Genomic DNA, 15,072 nt, shown 5'->3' with positions numbered 1-15,072 from the left:
TAATACTATGCGGTTTCAAAAGCTCGGTTCACGGACGCGTATAGGCATATAAAACGCATACGAATCTTTCCTGCAACGGTAAGAGCATCGGATACCGTCATAACGTGTAGCTATTTTATTAATTTTTTCAGCACAGCGTCTTTTTGCCGCCAATTTTTATCGACTTTTACCTGCAAGTCGAGATCGACCGCGTAATCGAAGATGGTACGGAATCTGTTGATCGATGCCGTACGGATCGCTTTTATCATCGCGCCGCCCTTACCGATGACGATGCCTTTTTGGCTTTCGCGTTCAACGCAAATACTCGCGCGCACCCAGAGGCGTTTGCCTCCGTCTTTCATTTCCGTATCCATGATGTCGACATAGAGACAGTGCGGCACTTCTTCTTCGAGCCGATTGATCGCTTCTCCGCGTATGATTTCCGCGATGCGAAAGCCGACATCCTGGTCGGTGTAGTATTCCCTCGGGTACAATTCGGGAGCGACGGGTACGAGCTTGTACAGCGCTTTTAACACATCGTCGATGTTTTCATCGTTTTTTGCCGATACGACGATGACGCGCTCTTCGGGGATTTCCGGCAGCGCGTTTTTAATAAATTCGATCGTGTCGGGCATTTTTGCGTTCGGCGCGTCGCGCTTGTTGACGGCGACGACGGTTCTGTCGGCAAAGGGCTTAACGAGTTCTGCGACGAGCGCTTCTTCTTCTCCCGCAGCTCTCGTACTGTCGATGATGTAGAGCAGTGCATCGGCGGTTTTCAGCTGTTCGGCTGCGAGAGAGCGTAGTTTGAGGTTGAGTTTTTTTTCACTCGCGTGGTAGCCGGGCGTGTCGATGCACACGAGTTGTCCGAGCGACGTATTGATAATGCCGCGAATCGCATCGCGTGTCGTCTGTGGTATTTTCGATACGATGGATACGAGTTCTCCGCACGCCGTGTTGAGGAAAGTCGATTTGCCGGCCGAAGGCCGCCCGATGATTGCTACGATGCCCGCTTTTCGGGCATCGCTTTGTACCGTGTGTTCCGTATTCATGTATGTACCACAGTATAGCGATATGACGTATGCGCGGCTACGTACCGTACGCAGCGTTCAGATTGACGCTTTTCGTTTTTTACCGTTATACTTCCCATTATGGAACAAACGCTCCCGAAAATGCTGAAAAAAACCGCCGCCGACTTTCCCGAAATCGCGGCGCAGTATTCGAAAAACGCCGAAGGCGTATTCGAGCCGGTGTCGTACCGAGAGCTGTATGAAACCTCTCTCGATTTTGCCGCCGCCTTAAAAGAGATCGGCGTCGTGCGCGGCGAAGCGATCGGTCTCATCTCCGACAACCGCAAAGAGTGGGAACAGGCCGACATGGGGATCATGGCGCTCGGCGCCGTCGACGTTCCGCGCGGATGCGATGCGACGCTTATCGACTTGCAGCAGATTTTGTCGTTTACGGAATGCGCCGTCGTCATTGCGGAAAACGCCGCGCAGATTAAAAAGATCGTATCCGTAAAGAGCGAACTGCCGCATCTGAAAACGCTCATTTCGTTTGAAGATGTCGGCGACGATATAAAAGCCGACGTAAAAAAAGCGAAAATCGATTTATTGTTTTTTAATAATTTATTGAACGAAGGGAAAAAATACAATATCGAACACAGGGCGGAGATCGAAGCCGAACTCGAAAAGGGAGAGTGGAACGATACGGCGTGCATCATCTTTACGTCGGGTACGACGGGTATGCCCAAGGGTGTCGAACTTTCGCACGGCAATTTTTTGACGCAGCTCGACGAACTGCAGGAACGCATCTATTTGAATCCCGGCGACCGCGCGCTGTGCGTGCTGCCGGTATGGCACGTGTTTCAGCGCCTGTGCGAATACGTCATCATGATTCAAGGAGCTGCACTCTGCTATTCGAAGCCGGTCGGAAGCATCCTCCTCGCCGATTTTCAAAAGGTCAATCCGCACCTCATGCCCGCCGTTCCCCGCGTGTACGAAGCGATCTACGACGGCATCAACCGCAAGATGCGCAAAACGGGCGGTTTCGTTTATATGCTGTTCCATTTTTTTGTCGGCGTCGCGATTTTGCATTCTCGGATCGACAGACTCCTCTTCCGCAAAAACGTGCGCTTCGGGCCGGACTATATCGGTGCGCTGTGGGCACTCCTCGTCATCCCGTGGCTTTTGCTCTATCCGCCCAAATTGCTCGGAAATGCGCTCGTGTTTCGAAAAATCAAATCGATGCTCGGAAAAAACTTCCGTGCGGGCGTTTCGGGCGGCGGCGCTTATCCGCACAACATCGACGAGTTCTTTTGGGCGATCGGCGTAAAGGTCGTCGAAGGCTACGGTCTTACTGAAACCGCTCCCGTCATCTCCGTGCGGCCGATAGCCGATCCCGTATTCGGCAACGTCGGCTCTCCCATCCGCGGCGTTAAAGTGCGCATCGTCGATCAGGACGGCTACGTGCTCGGACGCTGCAAACAGGGCATCGTACAGGTGAAAGGCGGTACGGTGATGAAAGGCTACTACAAGCGTCCCGATTTGACGGCAAAAGTGATGACCGTCGACGGCTGGTTCGATACGGGCGATATCGGTATTCTTTCCATTCACGACGAAATCGTTTTAAAAGGCCGCATGAAAGATACGATCGTGCTCCGCGGCGGCGAAAATATCGAACCGCTTCCGATCGAACAAAAACTGCAGGAATCGCGCTTTATCAAAGCGGCCGTCGTCGTCGGGCAGGACGAACGTTACCTCGGCGCGCTTATTCTGGTCGATGAGGACGAAGTAAAAGGCTACGCCGCGGAAAACGGCATCCAATACGATACGTACGAAAATCTACTTGCATCCGAATACGTTCAAACGCTGTACGCGGGAGAAATCAACGGGCTTATCAATTCGAAAAACGGATTTAAGATGTTCGAGCGGATCAATAAATTCGTTCTTATCACAAAGCCCTTTGAAGTCGGCGTCGAACTTTCGGCAAAGCAGGAAATCATGCGTTTCAGAATCGGCGAAATCTACGCTAAAGAAATCACTTCGCTGTTCGCTCAGGATCCGAAAACGGATATGTGACGGACACGATATATTTACAGAGGAAATTGAATATGAAAGACGTACTGCCGGCGGAGATCATCGTACGCGATGTGTGCCGCGTAAAAAAAAGCGAGCGTGTGCTCATCGTTGCAAATCCCGAAACGAATGTGATTGCACAGGATTTATTCGAGTCGGTAAAAAAAGCAGGCGGCGAGCCGGTGCTTGTATTTCAAAGCGCAAAAAAATCCTTCGATAACGCATCTCCTGAAGTGCTCGCCTCTATCGCGACGAATCCCGACTTGTGTTTTTCCGTGTCATCGTCGAAGCTCGGAAAAGATCCTGGAGCTGCGGCGCATCCCTATATCGACAAAACGGGTACGAAATTCATGCACATCTTCGACTTTTTGCTGAGCGGGAAAAAATCGATGCGCGCCGTGTGGATGCCGGGCATCACGCAGGAGATGTACGAGCGCGCGGTGCAGATCGATTACAAAGAGCTCGCCTCTCGCTGTGCGGCGTTGAAAAAAGCGTATGAAAAAGCCGTCTCCGTTCACGTTACTTCTCCCGGCGGAACGGATGTCGTCGTTCCGGTTGCGGGGCGAAAAGCGATGGAAGATGACGGAGATTTTTCGAAAGCGGGTACGGGCGGAAACATCCCCGCGGGAGAAGTGTTTATCAGCCCCGTCGTCGGTACGGGAGGCGTGCAGGACGAGGGAAACATCCTCGATAAAATCAAGCAAAAGATCGGCGCTCAGGGCGATGCCGAAGATGCGGGAACCGCCGGCGAGCAGGGCGGAGCGGAAGGGAAGGGCGCACAAGAGGCCGGCGAGCGGGCTGAAGAAAAAAGCGCGCAGACTGCATCCGGCACGAACGGGAAAATCGTATTCGACGGTTCTATGTCGTTCGGTGACGGGGACGCGCTCCTTGAAACACCGATCGTTGTGCAGGTTTCCGACGGTTTTGTGACCGACATAGACGGCGGAGACGAAGCCGCGCGTCTGAAAAAAACGATCGCCGATGCGGAAGCGAAATCGCTCGCGATGGAAAAGGAAGGAAAGCTGCCCGAAGGACAAGGAAGCGTGTACCGCAGAAATGCACGCAATATCGGAGAGCTCGGCATCGGCTTAAATCCCGCCGCCGTCATTACGGGAAATATGCTCGAAGACGAAAAAGCGTTCCACACGTGTCACTTTGCGATCGGCGAAAATTACGACAACGACGCTCCGGCGCTGATCCATCTTGACGGCATTGTACGTGAGCCGACGATCGAAATAGCGTATGAAGACGGCTCCGTGCGGACGATTTTGCAAAACGGCGATTTGACGCTGTGAGCCGTATCATCGGTACGGGAATCGAAAGCGTGATATCGACCGAGCCGTATTCGGAGTAACCGGCGTATCCGTTGTTTTGCGGCAACATACGGTGGCCTATACGGATATGTTTTTTATACTGCACGTTTTTGCCGTAGGCGAAAATGCGGATGTGTATATTGACACGTTGTGTGCAGGTATGCTATAGTTATTGAACAGCCCTATGCTGTATGTCTCCTTCGTCTAGTGGTTAGGACATCGGGTTTTCATCCCGACAACAGCAGTTCAATTCTGCTAGGAGATGATTCATGGATATAATCGTTTTCGATCTCGGCGGCGTTTGTATTTTCAATTTCCAAACGATCGGAAAAATCGCTTTACACTATCACCTCAAAGAAGACGACGTATATGCCGAATATATGCGTTCGGATATTCCGCTCATGGAAGGCAGTATAACGACAAAGGACTGGTGGAAAACCGTATCCGGAAAATTCGGCGTTGACTCGGATGCCGACCCCCTCGTCGATCTCTTTACGCCTTATCCGAATTCTCCGGTTCTTGCGCTCGTCGACGAACTTCGCTCGCGCGGAAAACGGGTCGTGTGCGGTTCCAATACGTGTGAGGGGCATTGGCAAAAGATGAACGCGTGCGCTTCACTTGAGTCGCATTTCGATCACTGCTATCTTTCCCAGCGCATGGGACTTGCAAAACCCGACGTGCGTTTTTTCGATTATATTTTGCGCGCCGAAGGCGTCGAAGCTTTTCGTGCGCTTTTTATCGACGATACGAAAGCGAATATCGAAGGCGCCGAAAAAGCGGGTATGCGCGGCTTTTGGTTTCGCGACGAATTTTCATGGGCGGCCGTCGATAAACTTCGGAGCATCGTACTGTAATGTGAAAAACGGCATAATTGGGTACCGCTAAAAACTCGGTTAGATTTAACGTGATGCAATGCGCGTCTTGACTAATTCCCGTATTTTCCGATACAATAATCGATACGCATAGTCTAAAACGGTTTTGCATAATCCCCGTTTCGTGTGCCGCCGTTTTATGCGCATTATTTTAATAATCAGGAGTGTTGCCATGTACGCACTTATCGAATATAAGGGCAAACAGTATAAAGCGGAAAAGGGCGCTGTCTTAACGGTCGATAAATTGAGCGAAGAAAAAGGCGCAACCGTCGAACTCGATTCCGTTTTGCTCGTAAGCGACGGCGATAAAATCAGCGTCGGTGCTCCCTATGTTGCGGGCGCGAAAGTGAAAATCGAAGTCGGGGAAACGTTCCGTGACAAAAAAGTGCTTGTGTTCAAATACAAAGCGAAAAAGGATTACCACAGGCTCATCGGGCACAGACAAGCCTATACGAAAGTTACCGTAACGGAGATTACCGTCGCGTAATGATCTCCGTTCAGCTCGCGCGCGCAAAGGACGGCTCTCTTGCATCGTGCAGAGCACTGGGCCACGCGCGTTTTGCCGAAAAGGGAAACGATATCGTCTGCAGTGCCGTTACGGTTTTGCTGCGCACGACGATGCAGGCGCTTTCCGAAACGGAGGGCGTCTTTGTCAGGCTTGACGCTCCGGATCGGGGGGCATTGGATTTTGATGTAAGCGCGGAAAGCGCGCCTCCGGAATCTCGATGCGCGCTCGTATATGCCGGGCGATTTTTGGAAGCGGGACTCGCTTCTCTTGCGCGGGAATATCCGCACAACGTAGAATTGAAGATACAAACTGATTAAACGAGGTATACTATGGGAAGATCGAGAGGCGGCAGCGGCGCCAAAAACGGACGCGATTCCAATCCTAAAAATTTAGGCGTAAAGCGATACGGCGGAGAAGCGGTTACGGCCGGTTCCATACTTGTCAAACAGCGCGGAACGAAATTTTTTCCGGGCAGCAATGTAAAACGCGCGGGCGACGACAGCCTGTATGCGACGGCGGACGGTAAAGTCGTCTACCACGAACGGATGAACAGAAAATATATTTCCGTTGCTCCGGCAAACGCGTAAAAATTTTGTTTGACACTATGACGATACCCGGTTCAGCACAGCCTGCGCCGGGTATTTTCGCTTAGGGTAATTTTAAATGAAAATAGCAGGGCAACTGCACTGGAAATGTATACACAGAAAAGAAGCGTATACTTACATAAGAAAAGGCGGAACGCGAGGCAGCGGAACTGCCGCCGAGCCGCTCAGACCGATGGCAAGCAAACTTTTTGCAAAAAAAGTTTGTGCAGTCCGATTCCGATTACGGTCTGCCGCGGCGAACGCAGGGCTGCTGCCGGGAGTGCCGCCGATTTTTTACGTTACACGCTATTTTTAGATATATAGTTTTCCAGTGCGATTGCCCGGATATAAACAAGAGAACAGTATGGCACAGTTTGCAGATGAAGCGGTGATCGAAGTCCGCTCGGGAAAAGGCGGAAACGGCTGCATCGCGTTTCGCAGAGAAAAATACATTCCGCGAGGGGGGCCGAACGGAGGAGACGGCGGCAAGGGGGGCGACGTTGTGTTTTGCGTCAAGCGCAATATGCGTACGCTTGCAAAACTCCGCAATCAAGTCGTCTTTAAAGCGAAAAACGGCGGCGACGGTTCGGGCTGGAACAAATACGGCAAAGACGGAGAAGATGTCGTCATCGCCGTTCCGCCCGGCACGACGATACGGGATGCCGAAACGGACGAACTCATCCACGATTTTACCGACGAAGACGAAAACGAGCGCTTCGTTTTTTTGAGCGGCGGTAAGGGCGGCTGGGGCAATGTCCATTTTAAGTCGTCGACCAATCAGGCGCCGCGTTACGCGCATCCGGGTACTCCCGGAGAAGTGAGGAAGCTCCGCCTCGAGCTTTCGATCATAGCCGACGCGGGGCTCGTCGGTTTTCCGAACGCCGGCAAGTCGTCGCTCTTAAACGCGTTTACGAACGCGCGTCCGAAAATCGCGCCCTATCCGTTTACGACGAAAATCCCCAATTTGGGAGTGCTCCGCGTCGACGGAGAGCGCGATATCATCATTGCCGATATACCGGGAATCATCGAAGGCGCGTCCGAAGGCGCGGGGCTCGGATTTAAATTTTTAAAACATATTTCGCGCACGGCCTGCCTCATCTATATGATCGACTGTTCCGACGAAAGCTGCATGACCGCTTACGCTGCGCTGAAAAAAGAACTCGCTTCGTATTCGCCCGAGCTCGCTGCAAAGCCGAAGATGGTGCTGTGCAATAAAATCGACGTGGAAGGAGCTGCGGAAAACGCGCAAAAAATTATTAAATCGATTCGCGAAGCGGAAAAGGAAACTCCCGTTATCGCGATTTCGGTTACCGCGAATATGAATATGCGGAGCGCAAAGATCGGGATCATCGATATGGTCGATGCCGCTTCGGGCGTAGGGACTGAGGGGCAGGACGGAGAGATTTCTCGCGGAAATGAAGCGTCGTCGTTTCTTTCGACGCGGTCGGTCGATGAAAGTATGGAAACGCAGTATCCGGGGACGGAGCGTTCATGAAAATCGCTTTGCTCGGCGGCGCGTTCAATCCTCTGCACATCGGACACGCCATGCTTGCCGAAATCGCAGCGGGCGAGCTCGGCTTCGACAAAGTGCTCCTCGTTCCGACGTTTATCCCGCCGCACAAACGTTTTACGGATGCGGCTTCTGCGAAAGACAGGCTCGGTATGGTGCGCTCGTTTTGCAAAGATTCTCCGCACTTTGCCGCCGAAGCGTGCGAAATCGAGCGAGGCGGGGTTTCGTACACTTTCGATACGCTTGAGTATATTATTAAAAAATTCGGCGATTCGATCGAAGGAAAGCCCGCGCTCATCATCGGAGAAGAAAACGCGCGCGAGTTCGAAAAGTGGTACCGCGCATCAGACGTCGCTTCCATGTCCGATATCGTCATCGCGCGGAGACGCGACGGAGAAAAGGGGGAATCGCTCAAAGCGTTTCAAAATACGCCCTCGGGAAATTATACCGGCGGATTTGACGGAGTAGGGGAGTCCGTGTCTTTTCCGTTTCCGCACAGGCTTCTCGACAATCCTCCGCTTACGCTTTCTTCAACCGAAATCCGCTCCCGCATCGGTTCGGGAAAAAGCTGGCGTTACCTTGTTCCCGAAAGCGTTTTTCGATATATTATACGGAAACGGCTCTATGGATACGGAAGATTCTGATTGCAGCTCCGCGCTCACCGAACGCGTCAAAAACTATGCGAAAGCGGTTTTAACAAAAGAGCGTTACGAACATTCGGTGCGCGTCGCCGAAACCGCTTCCCGGCTTTGCAAAAAATACGGATTGGATGCTTCGCGGGGCTATCTTGCGGGCATCGCGCACGATATGTGCAAAGACATGAGCGACGAAAAGATCGCGGCACTCGCCCGTGAGGACGGAAAAGCGATTACGGAGCTTGAAGCGCAAAAGCCTTCGCTGCTGCACGGACGCGCGGCAGCTCTCATGCTCCGCCGCGATTTCGGTGTAACCGATAAAGACATACTGCAGGCGGTCGCCGTGCACACGTTCGGAGAAGCAGGTATGTGCTCTCTTTCGAAAGTCGTTTACGCTGCGGATAAAATCGAGCCCGGCCGTCCGCAGGCGACAAAAGCGTATACGGATTTTCTCGATCGTCTTTCGCTCGACGAACTCGTAGAAAAAGTGCTCGTCGACGGGATCGCGTATTTGAAAAAAAAGGGATGTGTCGTCGCGCCCGAATCGGAAAAACTTTTGCGGTCGTTGAATCGCTGTTAGATTGTTAAGGAGTTACGATAAAAAGCGCCGTCTGAAATATCGCCGCCGCTTTTTATCTCGAGTTTGCATGGCTGTTTGCGGAAGCTATGTATACGTATCGTTTTGATGAAAATTGAAAGACTACGATACAGTATAGTTTCGCAAACTCGATTATTGAACATGTGCGCTTTTGCGCACGACTAAAAACTTTTTCGGAAGTTGCAACTTCCTGCAAAAGTTTTTATGGGAGTTGTTACGATACATGCATATCCGTGACGAACAAAAAGGCATACTGTTTTTGATCCTCATATTTGCCATCATCGCGGGCGTTTCCGTTTTTATCGCGATGTCGCTCCGTACCGACACTGTCGGTAAAAGCCTTGAAAACGATCAAGTGATCCGTACGCTCTATGTGCTCGACGACGGTGACGGAAATGCGCTTATGACGGAAGTCGTCATCTATTATCCGGTTTCGAAAAAAGCGGCCGTCGTCAATATTCCGTACAATGTCGGCGGCATCTACCGCGTACTCGAAGGCGTCGAAGGCACGCAGGGGCGTACCGACGGCATCGCGGTCATCTATCGCGAAAAGGGGATCGCCGCTTATCTCCGGCAAATCGAAAACCTGCTCGGAACGTCGATACCTTTTTATTCGATCGTAAAGCTCGACGATTTTATCACGCTGACCGATATGATGGGCGGCCTGCGCGTTTTTATTTCCGCCCCGGTCGACTCTCTTTCCGCCGACGGTGAGCGCTGGCTTTTGCCGTCCGGAGCGGTAACGCTTGACGGCGATAAAGTTTCGACGTACATTCGCTACCGTTTGAACGAAGAAACGGATGCCGACGTATACGAGCGCTATCAAAACATCATGATCGCTTATTTTACGCAGCTCGGCGAAAACAAAGCTGTGATACTGGCCAAAAAAAATATTAATAAATTTTTGCCGCTCTTTTCGTCGAATCTCGATGCGAAAGATTTTACGACACACATGTCGCTGCTTGCGGAGATGAATACGGAATACATCATCAAGCAAAACGTAACGGGAAGAGTGAGTACCGTCGACGGTAAGCAGCTCCTTTTTCCGCTCAACGGCGGCGAGTTTATCAAACAGGCGGTCGCACAGTCGACTAATATGCTCATTTCGACCGGCAATACGATGACGAGCCGCATCTACGTACTCGAAATTCAAAACGGTACGACGGTGCAGGGGCTTGCGCACAATACGGCGATTTTGTTTCAAAACGCGAGCTACGATATTTTAAGTACGCTGAATGCCGACAGAAACGATTACGAAAAGACGGTGATCATCGATCACATCGGCAATAGGGAAATCGCGAAAATGGTCGGCGATTTTATCCGCTGCACGAATATTCAAGAAGAAGAAGTGGGGAATGACGGCGCGAACGAATCGGTTGCGAGCGTCGACTTTACGATTATTTTGGGAAAAGATTTCGACGGCCGCTATGTGCGCCCGTCCGCGAATTGATGTAAGGTTTGATATGAAAACGACGGAAGAAAAAGCGAAAGAACTCGCGCGGCTTATGGAAGACGGCAAAGGAAAAGATGTCGCGCTTATCGATGTTTCGGATCTGAACAGCTGGACGGATTATTTTGTCATCGTTACGGTTACGAGTTCTGCGCACAAAGAAGGTTTATATAAACAGGCATGTGACTACGCGAAAGAAAACGAACTCGAACTCTACCGCACGCGCAGAAAGCAGAGCGACGGCGATGACTGGCAGCTGACGGATTTCGGAGACATCGTCGTACACTTGATGTCGAGCGAGGCGAGGGGATTTTACGATTTGGAAAAGCTGTGGCACTCAGGGCGCCGTGTAGAGTTTAACGATTAACGCACGGTAGTGCTGCGAGTTTCGGAGGAAATGCAGAGCAGAAAAAGGCTTTGCGTGCGGCAGGGATTGGAGAGGCGGCGGAGCCGTTCCGAAGGAATGGAGCCGGACGGCGGAACCTCGGAAAGCCCGGTTTTTGCGGTTTGCCGCAAAAAGTCGCCCTGAAATAAAAAATAATAATTAATAAAATCGGAATTGAAAGCCGAGTCTGTCGGAAATTTTTAAAAAATGAAAGCGTGCCGATCGGTTTTTAAAAGGCGATATCAATAAGTGTCGTCGTCGATATCGTCGAAGTCGTCTTCATCGGACAGATCTTCATCGTCGTCGCGTACGGCACCGTACCCGTCTTCTTCTTCGTAATCGTCGTAAGGTTCGTCTATGTCATCGTCTTCTTCAAGGGGATCGTCTTCGAAAAAATCGGCGTCTTCGTCGAATTCGTCGAGCTCTTCGTCTCCGTCGTCGCTGCCGAAATCGTCCTCGGCATCAAAATCGTCGTCATCGTATTCGTCGTCATACGAAAAGAATTCTTCGGCGGACATACTAACTCCTGTGAGGCTTGTATTGCTGACTGCTCTCAAACCTCACTCACTGTAAATGACCTGCGCGATCGTGTCAATAGAGTTTGACATACCGGATTAAAATCTGTATAATTGATTGAATATATGAGAACGGAAATCTGTGTAATCGCTCCGGCAAAGATCAACATCGGTTTGCATGTTTTGCCGGGATGCGTAAACGGATTTCATAGGATCGAAAGCATTTTTCAAACGGTAACGCTCTTCGACACTTTGGTCGTGCGCGCATCGGAAAAAAACGGCTGTGTCGTCGATTGTGAAGGTATGGAACTTCCGAGCGACAATACGATTTCGTTGTCATATACTGCGTTCCGTTCTGTTACCGGAATCGATAATTTCGGTGTACGTGTTGAGCTGAAAAAACGAATCCCGTCCGGCGGCGGATTGGGAGGCGGCTCATCCGATGCGGCTGCTTGCATACGGGCATTCGAAGCGTTAAACGACATAACGCTTTCCGTTCGGCAGCTCGAAGCGATCGCTTCAAGCATCGGCAGCGATGTGTTCTTTTTTTTATTGTGCGGTGCGGAGGGATGTGCGGTTGTAACGGGTCGCGGCGAAATCGTAAAACCGATTCGCGCCAGAAGCGATCTGTGTATACTGCTTGTTTTTCCCGGTGTGCACAGCTCTACAAAGGAAGCCTACGCGCTTCTCGACGAGAGCTTTGCGGCGGGAAAGATAGCGCCATGCCCGGCTTATGCGGATTTAGAGACTGTGTACACGACTCCGGTTTCAGGCTGGAGTTTTGTAAACAGTTTTACTCCGTCATTAGTAAGTCGGTTTCCGGAAATCGGCTTTGCGCTGGACGACCTTCGTCGGGCCGGCGCTTCGTATGCCGAAATGTCCGGATCCGGTTCTACGGTTTACGGGATTTTTCCTTCCGAAGAGGAAGCGGAAAATGCCCGCTCTGTGCTGGCTTCAAGCTGGAAAGGATGTATTGCAGTGCGTCCTTTTCAGAGCACATAAGCTCGTTTGAATGAGCGGAGGAACGTATGCAGATTACGGAATTGCGCATTCGGAAAGTGGAAGGCGAGGGTAAATTACGCGCCTATGTAACGGTCACTTTTGATAACTGCTTTGTTGTGCATAATGTGAAGATCATCGAAGGGAAAAACGGCTTGTTTATCGCCATGCCGAGCAGGAAAACTGCAAGCGGCGAATATAAAGACGTTGCGCATCCCATCAGTCCCGATTTCAGGGCTGAGCTCCAGAAAAAGATTCTGGACGAATACAATGCCGGCCACGTTGAAGAAGCGGGCTCCGGCGACGACGCTCCGTTCTCTTCCGTAGACGGCAGCGTGTAACACGGTTTTTAATTGGGACGTCGGCAAGCGGTAAGCCCCCGGCTTTTGGTGCCGGTATTCCACAGGTTCGAATCCTGTCGTCCCAGCGAATACAGCGAATATCGGAAAAGCAGCGGATTCCGAAAAGCTTCTGCTGTTTTTTTAATGTAAGGAGTCCTAGGATATGGATCAGTTGGTTATCAATGCGAAAGTTCGCACGACGACGGGGAAAACCGCGGCGAAAAAATTGCGTGCTCAAGGCCGCCTTCCTGCGGTCATGTACGATGCGAAAGGCAAGTCGACGATGCTCGAAATCGATGAAGTTGAGTTTAATAAAGTGTGGCGTTCGATTACGCCGACGACGCTCATCTCGTTGAAAATAGACGGACAGGAAGCGCACGACGCTTTTATCAAAGATACGGAATACGCCATCCTCAAGGATAGAGTGCTTCATGCCGATTTTTTTGAACCCGATGCGGATGAAAAGCTTATCGCAAAATTCAAGCTTTCGTATACGGGAACTCCCGCGGGCGTTTTGAAGGGCGGCTATATGCTCAAGCATTTGCCGGAAATCACCGTACAGGCGGTGCCGCACAAAATGCCGCAGACGGTTACGGCCGACGTATCTTCTCTGAACATCGGCGACACGTTCCGTGTAAAAGATTTGAAATTGAACGAAGGCGTGACCGTCCTGACGGACGAAAACGCGTCTCTCGTGAGCATCACTCCCGCCCGCTAAGCGCGCGGCAAAAAAGGTATGCGGCTGTCTCTTGCGAGGCGGCCGTTTTTGTTTTAAAATACGAAGCGCATGAAAAGCGATATTGCTTCGGACGATGATTTTATCGACGATTTTATAGAGCGGGTGCGCGTCTCTTTGTGCTCGTGTACGGGCTGTGCGTTCGACGGCGCATCGCCTGAAGCTCAGGCGGTTTTGCATGAAGCAGGCACGTCGAGGGCAGAGGGCGTATTCGATGCCGCATCATCTCAAAGCGCTCCGATTTCGCTCGGAGCTGCGGTATCGGGCGGTGCGGATTCGGTCGCTATGTTCGTTTCTCTTGCCCGCATCGCGCGTAAAAAAAATATTGCGCTTCACGTCATTACGGTAAATCACAATATCAGAGACGAAAAAGAAAGCGAAGGGGACGCGCTCTACGTACAGTCGCTGTGCGCCGATTTTTTGAAAGAAGGCTTTCCCGTCGACTGTACGTGCAAAACTTTTTTGCCGGGCGAAGTGTTCGGTGAAGCGGAAAGGCGCGGGAAGGGTTTGGAAGAAGCTGCGCGTCATCTTCGCTATAAAGCGTTCGAAGAATTCGCTCGAGAAAAAAAAACCGCCTTTATCGCGCTTGCGCACACCGAAGACGATCAGCTTGAAACCCTCCTCATGCGTTTTTTCGAAGGGGGAGGCGCGGACGGAGCGGGCGGCATAAAAAAAACGCGCGGTATGTTTATCCGCCCCCTGCTCGGCATTTCGCGGCGGGAGATCGAACGGTTTTTGACACTTGAGCGTATTCCGTGGCGTGTCGACGGCACGAACGGCGATACGTCGTATTTCAGAAATAAAATCAGATGTCGTCTCGTTCCCGTTCTCGACGCCCTTATTCCCGGATGGAAAAGCGCCGTTTTAACCGGAGCGAAAAAAGCGCGAGACGACGACGAAGCGCTCACGGTTCTCGCCGATTCTTTTCCGTGGAGCGAAAGTAGGGACGGAATGCGTATGCCGCTTTCGGTTTTTTCTTCCGCGCCCCGTGCGATTCAAAGGCGGCTTTTATACCGCGCTTTTAATAAAATCGGAATTGAAGTGCGCGTGCCCTACCGTTTTGTCGAACGCATCTGTAACGCAGCCGCCTCTTCCGGCGTTTTTTCGGAAGAGGCGTCGGGTCTTTTCGTTGAAATAGAGCGCGAATCGATTTCCGTAAAAAAAGCGCAAAAGGGCGCGACCGATACGGGATTTTCTGCTATAATACGGAAAACGGGCACGTATGAAATGCCTTTCGGTTTGCTCTGCGTCGTCCAAAAAGGCGATGCACGAGGTCGATGTGCCCGAAAAAGCGCATCCGTTTTTTGCAAGGGGCAAGCGGGAAAATCCTCCGTGCTGTGCGTTTCGCTTCCGTTTTGCATACGGAGCAGACAGGCAGGCGACGCTGTTGCAACGGCTTCAGGCGGTGAAAAATCCGTATCCGATATCCTCTCGGATTGGAAAGTTTTTCCTTGCGACAGAGAGCGCATCCCGATCGTGCAGGAACTTGCAAGGGCCGAACAAAAGATCGTGTGTATATGGGGAAGCGTATTTGGTATGCGCGATTGGATCGTAAACGATATCGAGGTTTGAA

At 51.4% G+C, this 15,072-nt stretch carries 17 protein-coding genes and 2 tRNA genes; 17 read left to right on the top strand and 2 right to left on the bottom strand.

Translation table 11 applies throughout. The annotated features are described in order from the left end of the window. Nucleotides 1–110: 110 nt before the first annotated feature. Nucleotides 111–1,028 (bottom strand): GTPase Era, encoded by a 918-nt coding sequence (era, locus tag IZU26_RS08265; RefSeq protein ID WP_433278211.1) that lies wholly within the window; start codon nucleotides 1,026–1,028, stop codon nucleotides 111–113. A gap of 99 nt (nucleotides 1,029–1,127) precedes the next feature. Here era and IZU26_RS08260 point away from each other — a divergent pair, with 99 nt between their 5' ends. The 12 genes from IZU26_RS08260 (at nucleotide 1,128) to rsfS (ending at nucleotide 10,890) form a co-directional block, all read left to right on the top strand. Then, nucleotides 1,128–3,056 (top strand): AMP-dependent synthetase/ligase, encoded by a 1,929-nt coding sequence (locus IZU26_RS08260; protein ID WP_021329195.1) that lies wholly within the window; start codon nucleotides 1,128–1,130, stop codon nucleotides 3,054–3,056. 32 nt (nucleotides 3,057–3,088) lie between these two features. Next, entirely contained in the window at nucleotides 3,089–4,348 is a 1,260-nt protein-coding gene (locus IZU26_RS08255; RefSeq protein ID WP_433278209.1) for an aminopeptidase, read from the top strand. A 211-nt stretch (nucleotides 4,349–4,559) separates the two neighbouring features. Continuing rightward, nucleotides 4,560–4,631, top strand: a tRNA-Glu gene (locus IZU26_RS08250). A gap of 4 nt (nucleotides 4,632–4,635) precedes the next feature. Beyond that, a complete protein-coding gene (locus tag IZU26_RS08245) occupies nucleotides 4,636–5,220 on the top strand; it encodes an HAD family hydrolase (protein WP_433278207.1) in 585 nt (194 codons plus the stop codon). A gap of 190 nt (nucleotides 5,221–5,410) precedes the next feature. After that, nucleotides 5,411–5,725 carry a 50S ribosomal protein L21 gene (gene rplU, locus IZU26_RS08240; RefSeq protein ID WP_021329159.1) on the top strand — a complete coding sequence of 105 codons (315 nt, stop codon included), beginning with the start codon at nucleotides 5,411–5,413 and terminating at the stop codon, nucleotides 5,723–5,725. After that, nucleotides 5,725–6,063 carry a ribosomal-processing cysteine protease Prp gene (locus IZU26_RS08235; protein WP_021329152.1) on the top strand — a complete coding sequence of 113 codons (339 nt, stop codon included), beginning with the start codon at nucleotides 5,725–5,727 and terminating at the stop codon, nucleotides 6,061–6,063. Before rplU ends, IZU26_RS08235 begins: the two co-directional genes overlap by 1 nt. A 12-nt stretch (nucleotides 6,064–6,075) precedes the next feature. Beyond that, entirely contained in the window at nucleotides 6,076–6,333 is a 258-nt protein-coding gene (gene rpmA, locus IZU26_RS08230) for a 50S ribosomal protein L27 (RefSeq protein ID WP_180485238.1), read from the top strand. Nucleotides 6,334–6,694: 361 nt separating this feature from the next. Then, nucleotides 6,695–7,825: a GTPase ObgE gene (obgE, locus tag IZU26_RS08225; protein ID WP_021329168.1), complete on the top strand. Its 1,131-nt coding sequence runs from the start codon at nucleotides 6,695–6,697 to the stop codon at nucleotides 7,823–7,825. Then, entirely contained in the window at nucleotides 7,822–8,484 is a 663-nt protein-coding gene (gene nadD / locus IZU26_RS08220; RefSeq protein WP_433278204.1) for a nicotinate (nicotinamide) nucleotide adenylyltransferase, read from the top strand. The genes obgE and nadD overlap by 4 nt, the downstream gene beginning before the upstream one ends. Next, nucleotides 8,465–9,055, top strand: a complete 591-nt coding sequence (yqeK, locus tag IZU26_RS08215) for a bis(5'-nucleosyl)-tetraphosphatase (symmetrical) YqeK (protein ID WP_433278202.1) — start codon at nucleotides 8,465–8,467, stop codon at nucleotides 9,053–9,055. The genes nadD and yqeK overlap by 20 nt, the downstream gene beginning before the upstream one ends. A gap of 241 nt (nucleotides 9,056–9,296) precedes the next feature. Then, nucleotides 9,297–10,523 carry an LCP family protein gene (locus tag IZU26_RS08210; RefSeq protein WP_433278200.1) on the top strand — a complete coding sequence of 409 codons (1,227 nt, stop codon included), beginning with the start codon at nucleotides 9,297–9,299 and terminating at the stop codon, nucleotides 10,521–10,523. 13 nt (nucleotides 10,524–10,536) lie between these two features. After that, on the top strand, nucleotides 10,537–10,890 hold the full coding sequence (gene rsfS / locus IZU26_RS08205) for a ribosome silencing factor (RefSeq protein WP_433278198.1): 354 nt from the start codon (nucleotides 10,537–10,539) through the stop codon (nucleotides 10,888–10,890). A gap of 260 nt (nucleotides 10,891–11,150) precedes the next feature. Here rsfS and IZU26_RS08200 read toward each other — a convergent pair whose 3' ends face one another. Next, complete coding sequence (locus IZU26_RS08200) at nucleotides 11,151–11,426, bottom strand: hypothetical protein (RefSeq protein WP_433278196.1); 276 nt, start codon at nucleotides 11,424–11,426, stop codon at nucleotides 11,151–11,153. Nucleotides 11,427–11,549: 123 nt separating this feature from the next. On the opposite strand from IZU26_RS08200, the gene ispE reads away from it, so the two are divergent. The 5 genes from ispE to tilS all read left to right on the top strand — a co-directional run bounded on the left by ispE (nucleotide 11,550) and on the right by tilS (nucleotide 15,071). Then, the gene (gene ispE / locus IZU26_RS08195; protein ID WP_433278193.1) at nucleotides 11,550–12,425 is read left to right on the top strand and encodes a 4-(cytidine 5'-diphospho)-2-C-methyl-D-erythritol kinase; all 876 of its coding nucleotides are present in this window, start codon (nucleotides 11,550–11,552) and stop codon (nucleotides 12,423–12,425) included. A 26-nt stretch (nucleotides 12,426–12,451) separates the two neighbouring features. Beyond that, nucleotides 12,452–12,763, top strand: coding sequence for a septation regulator SpoVG (gene spoVG, locus IZU26_RS08190; RefSeq protein WP_021329177.1), 312 nt, complete (start codon nucleotides 12,452–12,454; stop codon nucleotides 12,761–12,763). Nucleotides 12,764–12,776: 13 nt separating this feature from the next. Next, nucleotides 12,777–12,849, top strand: a tRNA-Gln gene (locus IZU26_RS08185). Between the two features lie 77 nt (nucleotides 12,850–12,926). After that, nucleotides 12,927–13,481 (top strand): 50S ribosomal protein L25, encoded by a 555-nt coding sequence (locus tag IZU26_RS08180; RefSeq protein ID WP_021329190.1) that lies wholly within the window; start codon nucleotides 12,927–12,929, stop codon nucleotides 13,479–13,481. 69 nt (nucleotides 13,482–13,550) lie between these two features. Next, nucleotides 13,551–15,071 carry a tRNA lysidine(34) synthetase TilS gene (gene tilS, locus IZU26_RS08175; RefSeq protein WP_433278190.1) on the top strand — a complete coding sequence of 507 codons (1,521 nt, stop codon included), beginning with the start codon at nucleotides 13,551–13,553 and terminating at the stop codon, nucleotides 15,069–15,071. Nucleotide 15,072 lies beyond the last annotated feature (1 nt).

It is taken from the genome of Treponema sp. SP13 (assembly GCF_050938355.1).
Classification (GTDB): Bacteria; Spirochaetota; Spirochaetia; order Treponematales; family Treponemataceae; genus Treponema_D; species Treponema_D socranskii.
This window is presented reverse-complemented; position numbering and strand designations above follow the sequence as displayed.